This is a genomic window from Mesorhizobium sp. M0029 (genome assembly GCF_040323735.1).
Classification (GTDB): domain Bacteria; phylum Pseudomonadota; class Alphaproteobacteria; order Rhizobiales; family Rhizobiaceae; genus Mesorhizobium.
This window is the reverse complement of sequence record NZ_JAMYVF010000007.1, coordinates 96,564-112,653: the sequence shown is the minus strand read 5'-3', so window position 1 is coordinate 112,653 and position 16,090 is coordinate 96,564. Positions and strand designations below refer to the sequence as shown.

The 16,090-nt window shown below is 64.9% G+C and carries 16 protein-coding genes and 1 riboswitch; of the genes, 8 read left to right on the top strand and 8 right to left on the bottom strand.

Annotated elements, in window-relative coordinates; translation table 11 throughout:
- Positions 1-94: 94 nt before the first annotated feature.
- Positions 95-853, top strand: coding sequence for a cobalt-precorrin-6A reductase (locus NKJ76_RS14280; RefSeq protein ID WP_032905140.1), 759 nt, complete (start codon positions 95-97; stop codon positions 851-853).
- On the opposite strand, the gene NKJ76_RS14275 is transcribed toward NKJ76_RS14280, so the two are convergent.
- The 8 genes from NKJ76_RS14275 to NKJ76_RS14240 all read right to left on the bottom strand — a co-directional run bounded on the left by NKJ76_RS14275 (position 817) and on the right by NKJ76_RS14240 (position 11,124).
- Entirely contained in the window at positions 817-1,581 is a 765-nt protein-coding gene (locus NKJ76_RS14275; RefSeq protein ID WP_352537703.1) for a precorrin-3B C(17)-methyltransferase, read from the bottom strand. The genes NKJ76_RS14280 and NKJ76_RS14275 overlap by 37 nt on opposite strands.
- Positions 1,578-2,351 carry a precorrin-2 C(20)-methyltransferase gene (locus NKJ76_RS14270; RefSeq protein WP_352537702.1) on the bottom strand — a complete coding sequence of 258 codons (774 nt, stop codon included), beginning with the start codon at positions 2,349-2,351 and terminating at the stop codon, positions 1,578-1,580. The genes NKJ76_RS14275 and NKJ76_RS14270 overlap by 4 nt, the downstream gene beginning before the upstream one ends.
- Positions 2,348-2,980: a precorrin-8X methylmutase gene (locus tag NKJ76_RS14265; protein WP_023746866.1), complete on the bottom strand. Its 633-nt coding sequence runs from the start codon at positions 2,978-2,980 to the stop codon at positions 2,348-2,350. The genes NKJ76_RS14270 and NKJ76_RS14265 overlap by 4 nt, the downstream gene beginning before the upstream one ends.
- 2 nt (positions 2,981-2,982) lie before the next feature.
- A complete protein-coding gene (cobG, locus tag NKJ76_RS14260) occupies positions 2,983-4,473 on the bottom strand; it encodes a precorrin-3B synthase (RefSeq protein ID WP_023741637.1) in 1,491 nt (496 codons plus the stop codon).
- The gene (cobN, locus tag NKJ76_RS14255) at positions 4,470-8,150 is read right to left on the bottom strand and encodes a cobaltochelatase subunit CobN (RefSeq protein WP_352537701.1); all 3,681 of its coding nucleotides are present in this window, start codon (positions 8,148-8,150) and stop codon (positions 4,470-4,472) included. Before cobN ends, cobG begins: the two co-directional genes overlap by 4 nt.
- 18 nt (positions 8,151-8,168) lie before the next feature.
- Positions 8,169-9,221: a cobalamin biosynthesis protein CobW gene (gene cobW, locus NKJ76_RS14250; RefSeq protein WP_352522010.1), complete on the bottom strand. Its 1,053-nt coding sequence runs from the start codon at positions 9,219-9,221 to the stop codon at positions 8,169-8,171.
- Between the two features lie 2 nt (positions 9,222-9,223).
- Positions 9,224-9,649, bottom strand: coding sequence for a DUF1636 family protein (locus NKJ76_RS14245; protein WP_352537700.1), 426 nt, complete (start codon positions 9,647-9,649; stop codon positions 9,224-9,226).
- Between the two features lie 38 nt (positions 9,650-9,687).
- Positions 9,688-9,892: riboswitch (cobalamin riboswitch) on the bottom strand.
- Between the two features lie 29 nt (positions 9,893-9,921).
- Complete coding sequence (locus NKJ76_RS14240) at positions 9,922-11,124, bottom strand: winged helix-turn-helix domain-containing protein (protein ID WP_352537699.1); 1,203 nt, start codon at positions 11,122-11,124, stop codon at positions 9,922-9,924.
- A 327-nt stretch (positions 11,125-11,451) separates the two neighbouring features.
- Between NKJ76_RS14240 and NKJ76_RS14235 the strand changes: the two genes are divergently transcribed.
- Genes NKJ76_RS14235 through NKJ76_RS14205 form a run of 7 tightly spaced genes read left to right on the top strand, consistent with a single transcriptional unit; the run spans position 11,452 to position 16,087 of the window.
- The gene (locus tag NKJ76_RS14235) at positions 11,452-11,817 is read left to right on the top strand and encodes an NADH-quinone oxidoreductase subunit A (protein ID WP_023670825.1); all 366 of its coding nucleotides are present in this window, start codon (positions 11,452-11,454) and stop codon (positions 11,815-11,817) included.
- Positions 11,808-12,389: a NuoB/complex I 20 kDa subunit family protein gene (locus NKJ76_RS14230; protein WP_023670824.1), complete on the top strand. Its 582-nt coding sequence runs from the start codon at positions 11,808-11,810 to the stop codon at positions 12,387-12,389. Before NKJ76_RS14235 ends, NKJ76_RS14230 begins: the two co-directional genes overlap by 10 nt.
- A gap of 4 nt (positions 12,390-12,393) precedes the next feature.
- Entirely contained in the window at positions 12,394-12,996 is a 603-nt protein-coding gene (locus NKJ76_RS14225; RefSeq protein ID WP_023670823.1) for an NADH-quinone oxidoreductase subunit C, read from the top strand.
- A gap of 10 nt (positions 12,997-13,006) precedes the next feature.
- Positions 13,007-13,360, top strand: coding sequence for a hypothetical protein (locus tag NKJ76_RS14220; RefSeq protein ID WP_156933208.1), 354 nt, complete (start codon positions 13,007-13,009; stop codon positions 13,358-13,360).
- A gap of 1 nt (position 13,361) precedes the next feature.
- Positions 13,362-14,552, top strand: coding sequence for an NADH-quinone oxidoreductase subunit D (locus NKJ76_RS14215; RefSeq protein ID WP_023712705.1), 1,191 nt, complete (start codon positions 13,362-13,364; stop codon positions 14,550-14,552).
- Positions 14,553-15,884, top strand: a complete 1,332-nt coding sequence (locus NKJ76_RS14210) for an NADH-quinone oxidoreductase subunit E (RefSeq protein WP_352537698.1) — start codon at positions 14,553-14,555, stop codon at positions 15,882-15,884.
- Positions 15,884-16,087, top strand: a complete 204-nt coding sequence (locus NKJ76_RS14205) for a hypothetical protein (protein WP_352537697.1) — start codon at positions 15,884-15,886, stop codon at positions 16,085-16,087. Before NKJ76_RS14210 ends, NKJ76_RS14205 begins: the two co-directional genes overlap by 1 nt.
- Positions 16,088-16,090: the final 3 nt, after the last annotated feature.

The following is a 16,090-nucleotide window of genomic DNA, read 5'->3' as shown; positions in this document are numbered from 1 at the left end:
GAGACGCTCCGGCGCTGACGCCTCCCTCTCCCCGTTCTTCAGGGGGAGAGGGTAGGGGTGAGGGGCAGCGCAGACGCTGTTCAACATGGTGCTCATGAAGAAGATTCTGATCCTTGGCGGCACGACAGAAGCGCGCCAATTGGCCGGAAAACTGGTGGAAGATTTCCTCGTCACTCTGTCGCTGGCCGGCCGTACCGAAAGCCCGGTCGCGCAAGGCGTGCCGGTGCGCAGCGGCGGCTTTGGCGGCGCCGACGGGCTGGCGGCCTATCTCAAGGAGACGCGAACCGATCTGCTGATCGACGCGACGCATCCCTATGCCGCGCGAATTTCCGCCAATGCGGCGCAAGCCGCGCGCACTTCGGTTGTGCCGATCCTTGCTTTGCGCCGCCCTGGCTGGGAGCCAATAGATGGCGACCGCTGGACGCAGGTCGATACGACAGGCGATGCGGTGCACGCGCTTGGGTCGCCGCCGCGCCGTGCCTTCCTGGCGCTCGGCCGGCAGGAGGTCGCGGCTTTCGAGGCGGCGCCGCAGCATCATTACCTTGTCCGCAGCGTCGATCCGGTCGAGCCGAAACTGGCGGTGCCTGATGCGACCTACCTGCTGGCGCGTGGGCCGTTTCGCGAGGCGGATGAACGCGCGCTGCTCGAGGAGCACCGCATCGATGTCGTCGTATCCAAGAACAGCGGCGGCGAGGCCACCTACGGCAAGATCGCGGCGGCGCGGGCGCTCGGTATCGAGGTGGTGATGGTGCGCAGGCCCATCCTGCCGGAGGTGCCGTCGGCCGAAACTGTCGAAGCATTGGCCGCGATGATCGATCATGGTCTCGACCCCGTCGCGGAACGCGGTGTGTAGACCAGCGCCGGTTTGTCACCGCGCTTGATGATCCTTGTCTCCGGCGAGCCGATGATGATGCAGGTCGCCATGTCGGCCCTTTCCGCCTCGACATCGGCCAACAGAAAAACCTCGATGCGCTCGTCCGGGCGGCCGGCGGCGCGGCCGAAGATGACCGGCGTGGTGCCGGGCAGGATGGCGCGCAGGCATTCGAAGGCACGGCCGAGCTGCCAAGGGCGCGCCTTGCTGATCGGATTGTAGAGCGCGGTGACGAAGCCGGCGCCGGCGGCAGCGAGCAGGCGCAGTTCGATCAAGTCCCACGGCTTCAGATTGTCGGACAGCGAGATGGCGCAGAAATCATGGCCGAGCGGCGCGCCGATGCGGGCGGCAACCGCCAGCATGGCAGTGACGCCGGGCACGACAGTGACATCGACGGTGCGCCATTCGGCCGGACCGGCCTCGATCGCCTCGCAGACGGCGGCCGCCATGGCGAACACGCCGGGATCGCCGCCGGAGACGACGGCGACGTCATGGCCGTCCGCCGCCTTTACCAGCGCGTCCTTGGAGCGGGCGAGTTCCTCGCGATTATCCGAGGCGACGCGGGTTTGGTCGGCGCGAAGATCAAGCCGGTCGAGATAAGGCTTGTAGCCATAGAAGAACTTTGCCTCGGCGACGGCGCGGCTGGCTTGCGGCGTCACCTGGTCGGCATTGCCGGGCCCAAGGCCGATGACGGTGAGGCGGCCGCTCATGGCTTGGCTCCCATAACGCCAGGCAGGCCGGACCAGCCGGCGACCAGCACGATGGCGAAATAGGGCGCCTTGTCGTCCGGCTTGTCGGCAAGCTTCATCGAGATGCTACCGGCCATCGTGCCGCGCTCGACATAAACGGCGCGGGCGAGCTTGCCGGTGGCCTCCAGCGCCCGCCTGATCTTGGGCAGATTGCGGCCGACCTTCATGATGACGGCGGCGTCGGTGTCGGCGAGACGGCGCGTCAGCTCGAACTCGCTCGTCGTGCCGGGCAAAACCGTCAGGACATCGTCGCCCTGGACGATCGGCACGCCGGTCTGCGACCAGCAGCCCGACATGGCGGTGACGCCGGGGATGACTTCGGTCGGGAAGCGATGGGCGAGGCGGACATGCAGGTGCATGTAGGAGCCGTAGAACAGCGGGTCGCCTTCGGAGAGCACGGCGACCATGCGGCCGGCTTCGAGGTGTTCGGCGACCTTCTCGGCCGACTCCTCGTAGAAATCGGTGATCTGCGAACGGTAGTCGTCGTGATCCTTGTCGATCTCGGTGGTGACGGGGTAGAGCAGCGGCAGTTCCAGCATATCGGGCCGGAAGCGCGCCTCGACGATGGCGCGCGCATTGCTGTTGTTGCCGCGCTTGGCGAAGTAGGCGACGACATCGGCCTCGGCCAGAACGCGCGCGGCCTTCAGCGTCAGCAGCTCGGGGTCGCCAGGCCCCGTGCCGACGCCGACAAGACGGCCTTTTGCCAGATCTTCTTTGACGGCTGCGTTCACAGGCCGGGCCTCGCCAGCGAATTGAGGGCGGCTGCAGTCATGGCGCTGCCGCCAAGCCTGCCGCGCACGATGGCGTAGGGCACGCCGTAGGAGTTTTCAGCCAGCGCATCCTTGGATTCGGCGGCACCGACGAAGCCGACCGGCATGCCGATGATGGCGGCCGGTTTCGGCGCGCCATCGCGCAGCTTTTCCAGGAGATAGAAGAGCGCTGTCGGCGCATTGCCGATGGCCACGACCGAACCGGCCATGCGTTCGCCCCAGAGGTCGATCGCGGCGGCCGAGCGGGTGTTGCCGATCTGCTTGGCGATGTCGTGCGTGCGCGGGTCGCGCAAGGTGCAGATCACCTCATTGCCGGCCGGCAGCCTGGCGCGGGTGACGCCATGCGAGACCATTTCGGCATCGCAGAAGATCGGTGCGCCGGCCGCCAAAGCGCTGCGGGCGGCGGCGACGAAATCGCTGGAGAAGACAAAATGACTTGATGCTTCGACCTGGCCGCAGGCATGGATCATGCGGATGGCGACGTCGGCTTCCGCCTCGGAGAACCGGGACAGGTCGGCCTCGGCGCGGATGATGGCGAAGGAACGTTCATAGATCGCGTTGCCGTCATGGATGTAGTCGTAGGCGGCCATGCTCATTTCCGTTGTTCAATTTGTCGGTAAGCCTTGGCGATTGCCGCCGGTCCGAGCCTTGTCAGGCAGGCGGCGGCGGTTTCACCTGGATATCGAGCGCTGCGGACCATCGCTGCGACGCGACCGATGCCGCGCGCGGCGTCATAGCCCGGCCTGTAGCCCGCAGGAAGGCCCTTTGCCGTCGCGTTCACGACAAGTCCGGCTCCGTTTTCGCCGCCGACGATTGTTAGCGCAGCAGAGCCGGGGTGAGCGCAGCCCTTGGCGCAGCCGGAAATGTGCAGTGTGAAGTCGAGGATATCAGCGTTTTCGGCGGCGATTGTCTCGGCAATATCGCGCGTGGCGATGCGGCCGGATGCGCAGGCAGGAGTGCCGGGGCAGGCGGCGATGCGGGTGCGCGGGTCGGCGGCGGTGGTGACGAAGCCGAGCGCGGCGGCGGTGGCTCGCAGGGGGTGGTTTGCGGACGACGGTTGGCCGAGGAACAGCAAGGCGCGGCCGGGGGCGAGGCGGATTTCGGCGACGCCGAGGGACAGGGCGCTTTGGGCGAGGGCGATGAGTTTTTCGGCCGGCATGCTGCCATAGGGGAGGGCTATGCCGAGAGCGGTGGTGTCGTTGGATAAGGGGAAAAGACCGATAGGCCGGCGATCCTGCACACCCCCCTCCGTCCTGCCGGACATCTCCCCCTCAAGGGGGGAGATCGGCAGCTTCGACGCCGGCTTTTCCTTAACAACACCGGAGATTAGTGAAATCATCGGTGAAAGCGTAATCTCCCCCCTTGAGGGGGAGATGTCCGGCAGGACAGAGGGGGGCGCCTCGCGCAAACTTGTCAAACATAGCCAATCGGCAAGAGATGCCAATTGCCTCTCAGACAAATCCTTTGCATGGGCGTCGCGGCCCTTCTCTGCAACCATTCGAAGAGCAGCGACAGTGATATCGCGCGCTGCATCGTCCCCAACCGTCGCAAGCAGTCTCGCGCTTTGGCCGTCAACAGCGACAGATACAGTCCACAGAACGCTAGCGCTGAATAGCACCGCCTTCAGCCTGACATCGGCCGTCACCCCATCCATCGTCAGCTGCCCGCCACCATCGACAACCACCGACACCTTCGGTCCGAGCCTTGGCGTCAGCCCAGCTTCCTCGACCGCAGCCCTGATCCGCTCAGCCAAAGCTCGCGGATCGGCAATCTCCCGCGGATCGATGCCGGCCAGCGGCCCGGTCTCGACCGGCACGCCGGTACGCACTGCAATCCCCAGTGCATCGACCTCCGCCGCCAACAGCACGGCACTTTCCGCCGTCAGGCCGCGTATCTGCAGGCTGCCTCGTGCGGTCACTTCCATGATGCCGTTGCCGCGCTTCAAGGCGGATTCGCAGAGTCCGATCAGCGACTTGGGGGAAAGCCCTCCAGCAACCGGGTTGAGCCGCACCAGCAGGCCATCGCCGGTCTGCATCGGCGCCGAGAGAGCCGGACAGGCGCCGCGGCGCGAGAAGGCGTTCATGCCGCGACCCCGAGCGCCTCGGCCTCGGCGATCAACGCCGCGAGATCGTCGTCGATCGCGTTGCGCAAGGGATGCCAGAGACCGCGCCGGCGCGCCGACAGGAAGCGCTCGGCGATGACTTTGGCAGCGGCCGGATTTTCACGCAGGATGAAGGCGCGGACATCGGGATCGCCGACATAGGCGTCATGCACGGCCTCGATCAACGCGCCCGAAATGGCGTGCGTGGTTTCGGCAAAGCCGATGAGGCGGTCGACGGTTTCGGCAAACTCGGAAGCGCCGCGCGGACCATGCCGCATCTGGCCGGCTATAAAGCGCGCATTGACGGCTCGCGCCCGCACAACCCGCGACACAGTCTCGCCGACCGAGCGCGGCTTCGGCTTTTGCGGGTCGGTGGTGTCGAGCACGATGACGTCGGCATTTCGGCCCAATGCCGCAAGGGCGGCCGAAAAGCCGCCGATGAAGGCGACGTCGGCGGAGCCCTCGAGAATGTCGCGGCCGGGATCGTCGCCGGTGTGGACCAGCAGATCGGCCTCGGCGACGCGGGTCTCGAAAGCGCCGGGGGAGGCGATGCCTTCGCCCTCTGCGCCGCCATAAGCATGTGATGTCGCATCGAGATAGGCGCGGCCGATTTCTTCGCGCCCGACCCAGTCGCCGCTGGACAGCAGGTCCTCGACGCCGGCGCCGTAGGTGCCGGGCGAGGTGCCGAAGATGCGCGGGCCGATCTTGCCATCGGCACGGGTTCTGGCGGCGAGCGGGTTTTCCGAATCGTCCTCGTCGCGCGCGGCAACGGCGTTGGCGGCGGCGTCGATCAGCGCGATCTGGGTCGGGAACATGTCGCGGAACAGACCCGAAATCCGCCAGGTGACATCGACGCGCGGGCGACCGAGCGTGGCCGGCGGCAGCACTTCGATGCCGGTGATGCGGCCGGTGGCCGAATCCCATTGCGGCCGGCAGCCCATCAGCGCCAGGCCTTGCGCGATCTCCTCGCCGCCGGTGCGCAGCGAGGCCGAGCCCCAGAGGTCGATGACCAGCGAGCGCGGCCAGTCGCCATGCGACTGCATATAGCCGCGCACGACTTCTTCTGCCGCCGCCTTTCCCAGATCGTAGGCGGTCGGCGTCGGCATGGTGCGCGGGTCGGAGGTGAACAGGTTGCGGCCGGTGGGCAGCACGTCGGAGCGGCCACGCGCCGGTGCGCCCGCCGGACCCGCCTTGATGTGACGGCCGTCGAGCGCCGCCAGCAGCGCGGCCTTCTCGGCTTCGGCGCTTTGCCGGCGCATGGCGTCGGGTTCGTCGTCTGGCGCGCGGCCGTAAATATGCAGGCCGTCCTTGATGGCGAAATCCTTGAGGTCGCAGAGCCAGGCGTCGATGCGGCGCAGCGCCTCGTCGGGCGCATCGGTTCCGGCGACGCCGGCTTCGGAGGCGAAGCCGGTCTTTTGCGCCGTGTCGACGATCAGCTTGGCCAGACGATCGCGGCGGCGGCGGTCGAGGCCGTCGGCCTGGGCATATTCGTCGACGAGGCGTTCGAGCTTGTGCTGCCCTTCGTCGAGGCCGGCACCGGTCAGCCGCGGCGGCAGATGGCCAAGCGTGACGGCGGCGATACGCCGCTTCGCCTGCGCCGCTTCGCCGGGATTGGAGACGATGAAGGGGTAAATGACGGGCAACGAGCCGGTGACGATCTCGGGGAAGCAGTTTTGTGAGAGCGCTACCGTCTTGCCGGGCAGCCATTCCAGCGTGCCATGGGCGCCGACATGGATGAGAGCATGGATGCGGAGCGATTTGCGCAGCCACAGGCCGAAGGCCAGCAGATCGTGGCGCGGCGGCAGCGTCGGGTCGTGGTAGTCGGCGCGGCGGTCGGCCGAGCGGCCACGGTCGGGGGCGAGAGCGACAGTGATGTTGCCGAAGGTGGCGGCGCGGAAAGGGAAGCCGCTCTTGCCCTCCCCCTTGTGGGGAGGGTGGCCCGCAGGGCCGGGTGGGGGTGGTGCACCGCTACCCCCACCCCGTTTCGCGCCATCCGCTTCGCGAATGTCGCGAACCGACCCTCCCCACAAGGGGGAGCGTGAAGGAGCACCCCATGCCGCCTCGACTGCAGCCAGTGCCTCAGCCGGCAAATCCTTCGAGAAGTCCAGATACTCTTCCAGCCCCAGCCCACCATCGCTCCGCTCCAACGCGTCCAGCAGCGCACGCGGCGTTTCTGGAATCCCGTCAACGCGATAGCCCTGCTCCTTCAGGTCATGCAGCATGGCCAGCACGCTGGACGGCACATCCAGGCCCACTGCATAGCCAGTGCGGCCGGGCGCGCTCGGATAGTCCGGAATGAGGATCGCCAACTTACGCGTCGCGCGGGGCGTCTGCTGCAACCGTGTGAACGCCGCTAGCCTGTCCGCCACTTGCGCCACGCGATCCGGTTCCGGGCGGTTGGCGAAGGCGCGGTGGCCGAGCGCCGGGTCGGTCTCGCTCTCGCCCTTGAAGGAAATCGCGCTGGCGAGGATGCGGCCGTCGAGTTCGGGCAGCACGACATGCATGGCGAGGTCGGCGGGCGCCAGGCCGCGCTGGTTGTTGTCCCAGACGTCGCGGCGGGTGGTGGCGACGATGACCTGGAAGACAGGCACGCCGGCGCGGTCGAACAAGGTTTCGACGCCCGGTTCGGCGCCGGAAGCGAAGGCGGTCGCGGTGATGATGGCGGCGGGGTTGAGCGCGGCCAGAGCAGTTTCGACGAAGGCCAGGGAGGTCGGGTCTTTGAGGCTGGAGACGAAGATCGGGATCGGTCTCATGCCGCGCTGGCGGAGTGCATCAAAGAGGGCATCGATTGGCGCGACATCGGCGGCCAGCAGCATCGAGCGGTAGAAGAGGATGGGGATGATGGGAGGGTTGATGTTGTCTGCGCCGAGTTCCCGCCCACCCCCCTCTGTCCTGCCGGACATCTCCCCCGCAAGGGGGGAGATTGCGCTGTCATCGACGCTTTCGCCGATCGGGGATGTTGCAGAGGAATCTATTATCGGCTGGGCAGAAAAAGTGCCGAGGTCCGCGCCGGCTGATCTCCCCCCTTGCGGGGGAGATGTCCGGCAGGACAGAGGGGGGTGTGAAGGAACGCCGACATCGGCAAAATCCAACTTGCCTACGACGCCGCAGCCTGGCTCGTAGTAGCCAGCTTTCGGCACGCTGACCGGCTCAGCCGCCGCCGCATCCTGCCCAGCCAACCCCGCCAGCCGCTGCATCAGCGCTGCCATATTCTCCGGCCCGCCCTCGCGGAAATAGCCCAGCAGGCCGTCCTGCTCCTCGCGCGGCAGCGTCGAGGCTTCGATCAGCCTGAGGTCCTCGTCATGGCTTTCACCAGGCAGCAGCGCCAGCTTGATGCCACGTTCGCGAGCAGTCACCGCGAGTTGGTCGCAGCCATAGCGCCACCAGTCATAGCCGCCGAGGATGCGCACCAAGATCACCTTGGCCTGGCGGGCGACGCTGTCGATCCAGAGGTCCACGGACATGGGATGACGCAGGTCGCGCAACGCCGCCAGCCGCATCGACGGCAGGCGGGCGGCATCGGCCTTCCAGGCCGCCGCGAGGCCGGCGAGGTCGCTGTCGGTGAAGGACAGCGCCACGATATCCGCCGGCGTCTGCCGGAGATCAACCGGCTCGGCGAGATCGTCGAGCGAGGCGGAGGTCGTGGTGAGTATGTGCATCGCGGCTCGTGCCTGAGATCAACCGGCGAGTATACGCTCGATCGCCGGACGGTTCAGCCCCTTCAGGCCAATGACGACGAGACGCGAGCGGCGATCGTCCTCGGCCGTCCAGGCGCGGTCATAGTAATGGTTGACGCGTGGGCCGACGGCCTGCAGCAAAAGCCGCATCGGCTTGCCGCCGACCTCGACGAAGCCTTTCACGCGAAGCACGTTTTCCTGTTCGGCGGCGGCAGCGACGCGCTTTGCCAGTTCGTCCGGATTGGTGATCGAGGGGATGTCGACGATGAAGGTGTCGAAATCGTCATGCTCATGATCGAAAGCGCCGTCGTGATGCGACTTGCGGTTCTCGATGTCGTCTTCGACGGCGAGACCGAGGCCAAGCAGCACCGACGGGTCGACCTTGCCATGCGCAGTCGGCACGATTTTTACCGCGCGGGCGGAATGTTCATTGATGATGGCGTTGGCGCGGGCCGAACCGGGGGCGTCCATCAGATCGCTCTTCGACAGGATGATCAAATCGGCGCAGGCGATCTGGTCCTCGAACACTTCTTCGACAGGATCGTCATGGTCGAGCGTCTCGTCCTGAGCGCGCTGTGCCTGCAAAGCGTCCATGTCGTTGGCGACTCGGCCTTCGGCCAGCGCCGGGCCGTCTACCACGGCGATGACACCGTCGACGGTTACCCGGCTCTTCACGCTCGGCCACTGGAACGCCTGGACCAGCGGCTTGGGCAGAGCCAGGCCCGAGGTCTCGATCAGGATGTGGTCAACCTTCGGTGTCAGCGCGAGGATCTTGTCGAGGGCGGGCACGAAATCGTCGGCGACTGTACAGCAGATGCAGCCATTGGCCAGTTCGACGATGTTTTCCTCGGGGCAGGTGTCGATGCCGCAGCCTTTCAGGATTTCCCCGTCGATGCCGATGTCGCCGAACTCGTTGACGATGATGGCGATGCGCTTGCCGCCGGCATTTTCCAGGAGATGGCGGACCAGCGTCGTCTTGCCGGCGCCGAGGAAGCCTGTAACGACAGTGCAGGGAACACGGGAGAGGTTGGCGGCCGGGTTTGAAGCGTTCATCGTCAGTCCTTCAGCATGTCGAGGGGTGGGATGCGGGCAACGAGGCCGCGCTTGAGGCTATCGGGCCGGCCGCGCCACGGGATGAGGCCGTCGGCCGAAGTCGCGAAGAGCTTTGCGCCGGTAACGAGGTCGGCGCCGCTGGTTGCGGTCAGATCGCCGAAGACATAGCTCCAGCAGCCATCGCGCAGGACCGCGGCGCTGAGGCGGCGCTTGCAATTGCCGAGACATTCGGCGGTGCGGACCCGGATATCGCCGGCAGCGGCGCGGCGTGTGTCCTCAGCCAGCAATTCGCCGGCGCGCGGATGGGCGTCGGAACCGGTCTCATCGCGGCAGGAGGCGCAGACGATGACGGTCACGCCGGTCAGGGCGTCGTTGTCCCCGGACGCAATGTCCGCTGTGCCAGCCGAAAAACTGCTGTTCTGGTCCAAAAACCGTGCTCCTTGCCCGGAAACCCGCCAGGCGATCGGATACTTTGTCTCAGACGGCAGGTCTCCTGGCTCGCGGGTCGTCGCCTTGGTTAGCCGCCTTCCCGGTGTTACCCAGTGGCTTTCGGCCTTGGCTCGTCGCTTACAGTTGCGGGGACAGCCGCGGATTTGGGACCGAAATCCCGCACCGCATTCCCTCTTGGCCCTTGCCGTTGCGGGCAGGGGACCGTCTGCAGCGGATTTAGGCTTTTGCGGGGAGTTGTGTCAACGCGCTGCTACGACATGGCGATGTCGGCCAGGGGTTTCCCCAGATTGCCGGCCGGCGCCACTTCGATGCGCTCAAGGCCAAGCCAGCCCTGCATCTGCTTCAATTCCTCGAACAGCTCTGCGGCAGTTTCCGGCGGCGCGCCGGGTTCGGCGTAGGCGGCGTGGACGCGCAGCACGCTGGCCGGGCGGTCGGCCTTGAGATCGACGCGGGCGACGATCCGGTCGCCGAGCAGGAAGGGCAGCACGTAGTAGCCATATTGGCGCTTGTCAGCCGGGGTGTAGATCTCGATGCGGTAGTGGAAATCGAACAGGCGCTCGGTGCGCGAGCGCTCGAAGACCACCGGATCGAAGGGCGCCAGTAGCGCGCGGGCCTCGATCTTTCGCGGCAGACGGGCGTCCTTATAGAGGTAAGCCGGCTTGTCCCAGCCTTCGACGTTTACCGGCAGCAACTCGCCCATCTCAACCAGTTCCTCCAACCGGCCCTTCATGTCGGCCGGCGACAAGCGGAAATAATCGCGCAGGTCACCCGACGTCGCGATGCCGTGGGCGCGGGCGGAAATGCGCAGCAATTCGCGGTGCGCGTCCTCGGCCGCCGGCACCGGCAGATCGAGGATCGCCTGCGGCAGCACGCGCTCGGGCAGGTCGTAGAAACGCTCGAAGCCACGGCGGTGCGCCGTGGTGATGCGTCCGGCCCAGAACAGCCATTCGAAGGCGTGCTTGGCGTGGCTCCAGCCCCACCAGCCGCCCGAACCTTTCTGGCCTTCCAGTGCCGAAGCGGCAATCGGGCCGCGCTCGGCGACCGCGCGGTAGATCTCTTCGATATAGGCGGCGTGCTCGCGGCCCCATTTGGCGAGGCCGAGATACATTTCGTCGCCTTGCTCGGCCCGCTGCATGCGCCAGCGCATCAGCGGGTAGGTCTCGACCGGCAGGAACGAGGCCTCATGCGCCCAGTATTCGAACACCGTGCGTTTGCGGGTGATGGCCGCATTGTCGAGCAAAGCCAGCGGGTAGGGGCCAAGCCGCGAATAGAGCGGCATATAGTGGGCGCGCACCACCGCGCTGACGGAATCGATCTGCAGCAAGCCGGTGCGCGACAGCACGCGGGCGAGGTGGCGGCGATCGGGCGTGCCGCCCGGGCGGGGATCGAGAAATCCTTGCGCGGCGAGCGCGATGCGCCTGGCCGTGGGGAGTGAGATTTTGTCCTTCGTCAAAGTGTCTTGCCTCGAACCATTTTCCCGACTTTAGCCGGCGATTCCGGTCATGCTAGCAGGCAAATGGCGGGAGATGTGTCAGGAGACAAAAGTGGAGTGAAAGATGAAGGAAATCAAACAGGAGGAGTTCGGACCAGTTTTTCCCGGCCTGCCGTCCAGCACTGTCTTTTGAACAAGGTTTGACTTGCTTCGCTGAAAGCCGTGCGCTAACCCTCGCCGCGTTGCAGCAAAGGCACCTAAAACGGTTCAGCGGTTAAACTGTCGCGCTTCCGCATTAGGGTTGGTTGCTGTAATCAAAGTGGATTGGCCGCCAACGGAAAGCCGAGCATGAACGTACTCCTCAGTTCATACCTGCCCATCGTCCTCTTCATCGCCGTGGCCGCGGTTGTAGGCCTGGCGCTTATCATCGCGCCGTTCCTGGTGGCTTATCGCAATCCCGATCCGGAGAAGCTTTCCGCCTACGAGTGCGGGTTCAACTCGTTCGACGATGCCCGGATGAAATTCGACATCCGCTTCTACCTGGTGTCGATCCTGTTCATCATCTTCGATCTGGAAGTGGCCTTCCTGTTTCCGTGGGCGGTGTCGTTCTCGAAGATCGGCATGCTCGGTTTCTGGTCGATGATGGTGTTTTTGGCGGTGCTGACCATCGGCTTTGCCTATGAGTGGAAAAAAGGAGCGCTGGAATGGGATTGAACGACAGTTCCGGAACGCTCGTCGCGCCGAAGCCCAAAGGCCTGATCGACCCCAATACCGGACGTCCGGTCGGTTCCGACGATCCGTTCTTCCTCGAGATCAACAATGAACTGGCCGACAAGGGTTTTCTGGTCACCTCGACCGAGGCGCTGATCACCTGGGCACGCAGCGGCTCGCTGATGTTCATGACCTTCGGTCTCGCCTGCTGTGCCGTCGAGATGATCCACACCTCGATGCCGCGCTATGATTCGGAGCGGTTTGGCGTGGCTCCTCGCGCGTCGCCGCGCCAGTCGGACATAATGATCGTGGCGGGAACGCTGACCAACAAGATGGCCCCCGCTTTGCGCAAGGTCTACGACCAGATGCCGGAGCCGCGCTACGTCATCTCGATGGGCTCCTGCGCCAATGGCGGCGGCTATTATCACTATTCCTATTCGGTGGTGCGCGGCTGCGACCGCATCGTGCCGGTCGACATCTATGTGCCCGGCTGCCCGCCGAGCGCCGAAGCGCTGCTCTACGGCATTCTTCTCCTGCAGAAGAAGATCCGCCGCACCGGCACGATCGAACGGTAGACCCATGGCCGCATCCCTGAGCGAACTGTCGACCTATCTCGGCGAAAAGCTGCCGGGCCGCGTCACCGATGCGGTGCTTGCCTATGGCGAACTGACGATCTCGGTTGCTACAGACAATCTGATCGAGGTGACAAGCTTCCTGCGTGACGATTCGGGCTGCCAGTTCATTTCGATCATCGATATCTGCGGCGCCGACTACCCGTCGCGCGTCAAGCGTTTCGATGTCGTCTATCATTTGCTTTCGCCGAAGCAGAATTTGCGCATCCGCATCAAGGTGCAGGCCGACGAAGAGACGCTGGTGCCGTCGCTCACCGCTGTCTATCCCGGCGCCGACTGGTATGAGCGCGAAGCCTACGATCTCTATGGCGTGCTGTTCTCCGGCCATCCGGACCTGCGCCGCATCCTCACGGATTACGGTTTCGAGGGCCATCCCCTGCGCAAGGACTTCCCGCTGACAGGTTTCGTCGAGGTGCGCTACGACGACGAAGCCAAGCGCGTGATCTACGAGCCGGTGGAATTGAAGCAGGAATTCAGGAACTTCGATTTTCTCTCGCCATGGGAAGGGACGGACTACGTCCTGCCGGGCGATGAGAAGGCGAAACAGTAGGGGCGGCGGCGTGGCGATGATCCGCGTAGCGCTACTAAGCCTGTTTTGCTGTGCCGGCTTGCAGAATGCTTTTGCGAAAGACTGCAAAGTAGCTGGAGTGGATTGCTATTCGGCGGCGCGAGCTGTCGTGGCGAACGACACGGTGAAGAACTGCCCGACGATATTTCGTATCAAGCCTGCGATGCAGATTGAATTGGACCAGATTTTGAACGCCTTGCGCGATGCTGGAGAGCTGGCCGATCTCCAGCCTTCCAACGAGACCATTGAGCAATGCGAGCAGAGAGCAAAAGAATATGTGGCCGGGCCGCAGACGGTCCGCTTCATGGAACTGACGCCGTCAGCCAAGGAAAGGCTTGGAATCTAGCATGACCGAGCACTCCGTCCGCAACTTCAACATCAACTTCGGACCGCAGCACCCTGCGGCACACGGTGTTTTGCGTCTTGTGCTGGAGCTTGACGGCGAGGTGGTCGACCGCGTCGATCCGCATATCGGCTTGCTGCATCGCGGCACCGAAAAGCTGATCGAGCACAAGACCTATCTGCAGGCCGTGCCCTATCTCGACCGGCTCGACTATTGCGCACCGATGAACCAGGAGCATGCCTTCGCGCTCGCCACCGAGCGGTTGCTCGGCATCGAAGTGCCGAAGCGCGGCCAGTTGATCCGCGTGCTCTATTCCGAGCTCAGCCGCATCATGTCGCACATCCTCAATGTGACGACGCAGGCGCTGGATATCGGCGCGCTGACGCCGCCGCTGTGGGGTTTCGTCGAACGCGAAAAGCTGATGGTGTTTTATGAGCGCGCTTCCGGTTCGCGCATGCATGCGGCCTATTTCCGTCCGGGCGGTGTGCACCAGGATCTGCCGGCGAAGCTGGTCGAGGACATCGGCAAGTGGATCGACCCGTTCCTGAAGTCGCTTGACGACCTCGACAAGCTGCTTACCGGCAACCGCATCTTCAAGCAGCGCAATGTCGATATCGGTATCGTGTCGCTGGCCGACGCCTGGGCCTGGGGTTTTTCCGGCGTCATGGTGCGCGGCTCGGGTGCTGCCTGGGATTTGCGCAAGTCGCAGCCCTATGAATGCTATTCCGAGATGGATTTCGACATCCCGATCGGCAAGAACGGCGACTGCTACGACCGTTATCTCGTGCGCATGGAAGAAATGCGTCAGTCAGCCAAGATCATGCGTCAGTGCGTCGACCTTCTGCTCGGCAAGGAGAGCACCGGGCCGGTGTCGAACCTCGACGGCAAGGTGGTGCCGCCCAAGCGCCAGGCGATGAAGCGCTCGATGGAAGCGCTGATCCATCATTTCAAGCTCTATACTGAGGGTTACCGCGTGCCGGCCGGCGAGGTCTATGCCGCGGTCGAGGCGCCGAAGGGCGAGTTCGGCGTCTATCTCGTCTCCGACGGCACCAACAAGCCCTACCGCTGCAAGCTGCGCGCGCCCGGCTTCGCGCATCTGCAAGCCATGGATTTCCTCTGCCGTGGCCACATGCTGGCCGACGTCACTGCCGTCCTGGGTTCCCTCGACATCGTGTTTGGTGAGGTCGATCGCTAAATGTCAGTCCGCCGTCTCGCAGAAGCAAGCGTCCAGCCAGCCACCTTCGCCTTCAACCGGGCGAATGCGGCGGTTGCGAAGCAATGGATCAAGAAATATCCGAAGGGCCGCGAGCAGTCGGCGATCATTCCCTTGCTGATGATTGCGCAGGAGCAGGAAGGCTGGGTCACCAAGGCGGCGATCGAGACGATTTCGGACATGCTCGGCATGCCGCGCATTCGCGGGCTCGAAGTCGCGACCTTCTACACGCAGTACCAGCTCAATCCGGTCGGCACGCGCGCGCATATCCAGGTCTGCGGCACCACGCCCTGCATGCTGCGCGGCTCGGAAGCGCTGATGGATGTGTGCCGCTCGAAAATCCATCACGACCAGTTCCACACCAACGACAAGGGCACGCTGTCGTGGGAGGAAGTCGAATGCCTCGGCGCCTGCGTCAACGCGCCGATGGTGATGGTCTTCAAGGATACGTTCGAGGATCTGACGCCCGAGCGGCTGGCCGAAATCATCGATCTTTACGATGCGGGCAAGGGCGCCTCGGTTCCCACGGGACCGCAAAACGGCAGAACCGGCTCGGAGCCGGCGCCTGGCCTGACGACGCTGAAGAGCGAAAAGGCGATCCTCAAAGCAACGCGCGACAAGGAAGCCAGGGCGGCGAGCAAGGCTGCCCACGCGGCGCCCGACGCAATCATTGCGGCGCCTGTTCCGGCTCCTGCCGCTCCTGCAGCGGCCGCCCCGGTCGCGCCATCCAACGCCGGCAAACCGAAAACCGATGCGCCGGAAACCAGCTCGGCGTTGAAGTCGCCCTCCAGGGCCAAGGTTGCACCGGCGGCGGAAAAAGCGGCGAGCGTCCCGGCGCCCCTGCATTCGGCCGCCAACGCCAACACCGCGGCGCCTGAAGTCGAGAAGGTCGCCAAGCAGCGTAATGGCCCGAAGACCACCTCCACGCCGGCAGCTGCCTTCATCGCTCCGGAATTCAAGGCGCCAGCGGCCAAGGCCCCGGTGGCCCCGGCCGTCAAGGCGCCGACAGCCAGACCCGCAAAGCCGTCGCTCGAGGACAAGAACCGTCCGGCCGGAATCGACAGGCCGGCCGCGGTCGACGATCTCAAGCTGATCTCGGGCATCGGCCCGAAGATCGAGGGCATCCTTCATTCGCTTGGCATATTCACCTTCACACAGGTCGCATCCTGGAATAAGGCCGAGCGCGACTGGGTGGATGGATATCTCGCTTTCCAGGGCCGCATCGAGCGCGACGACTGGGGCAAGCAGGCCAAGGCGCTCGCCAAGGGCGGCGTCGCCGAATACATCCGCGTCTTCGGCAAGGAGCCACGTTGATGGCTGAAGCGCAAAGCACCGGATCTTTGCTGACGCTGCGCAGCATTGTCATCGGCGTTGTCTGCATCGCTGCTGCCAACATCCTTCTGGAGGGGCTCCGGCGCCTCGTCGAATTGCCGTTTTCGGATACCCTGGAATCGATGGCCGCGACCGGCATGGGCGTGCTGGTGTGGGTCTCGATCGTCTTGCGGGGAAAGAGGTAAGTC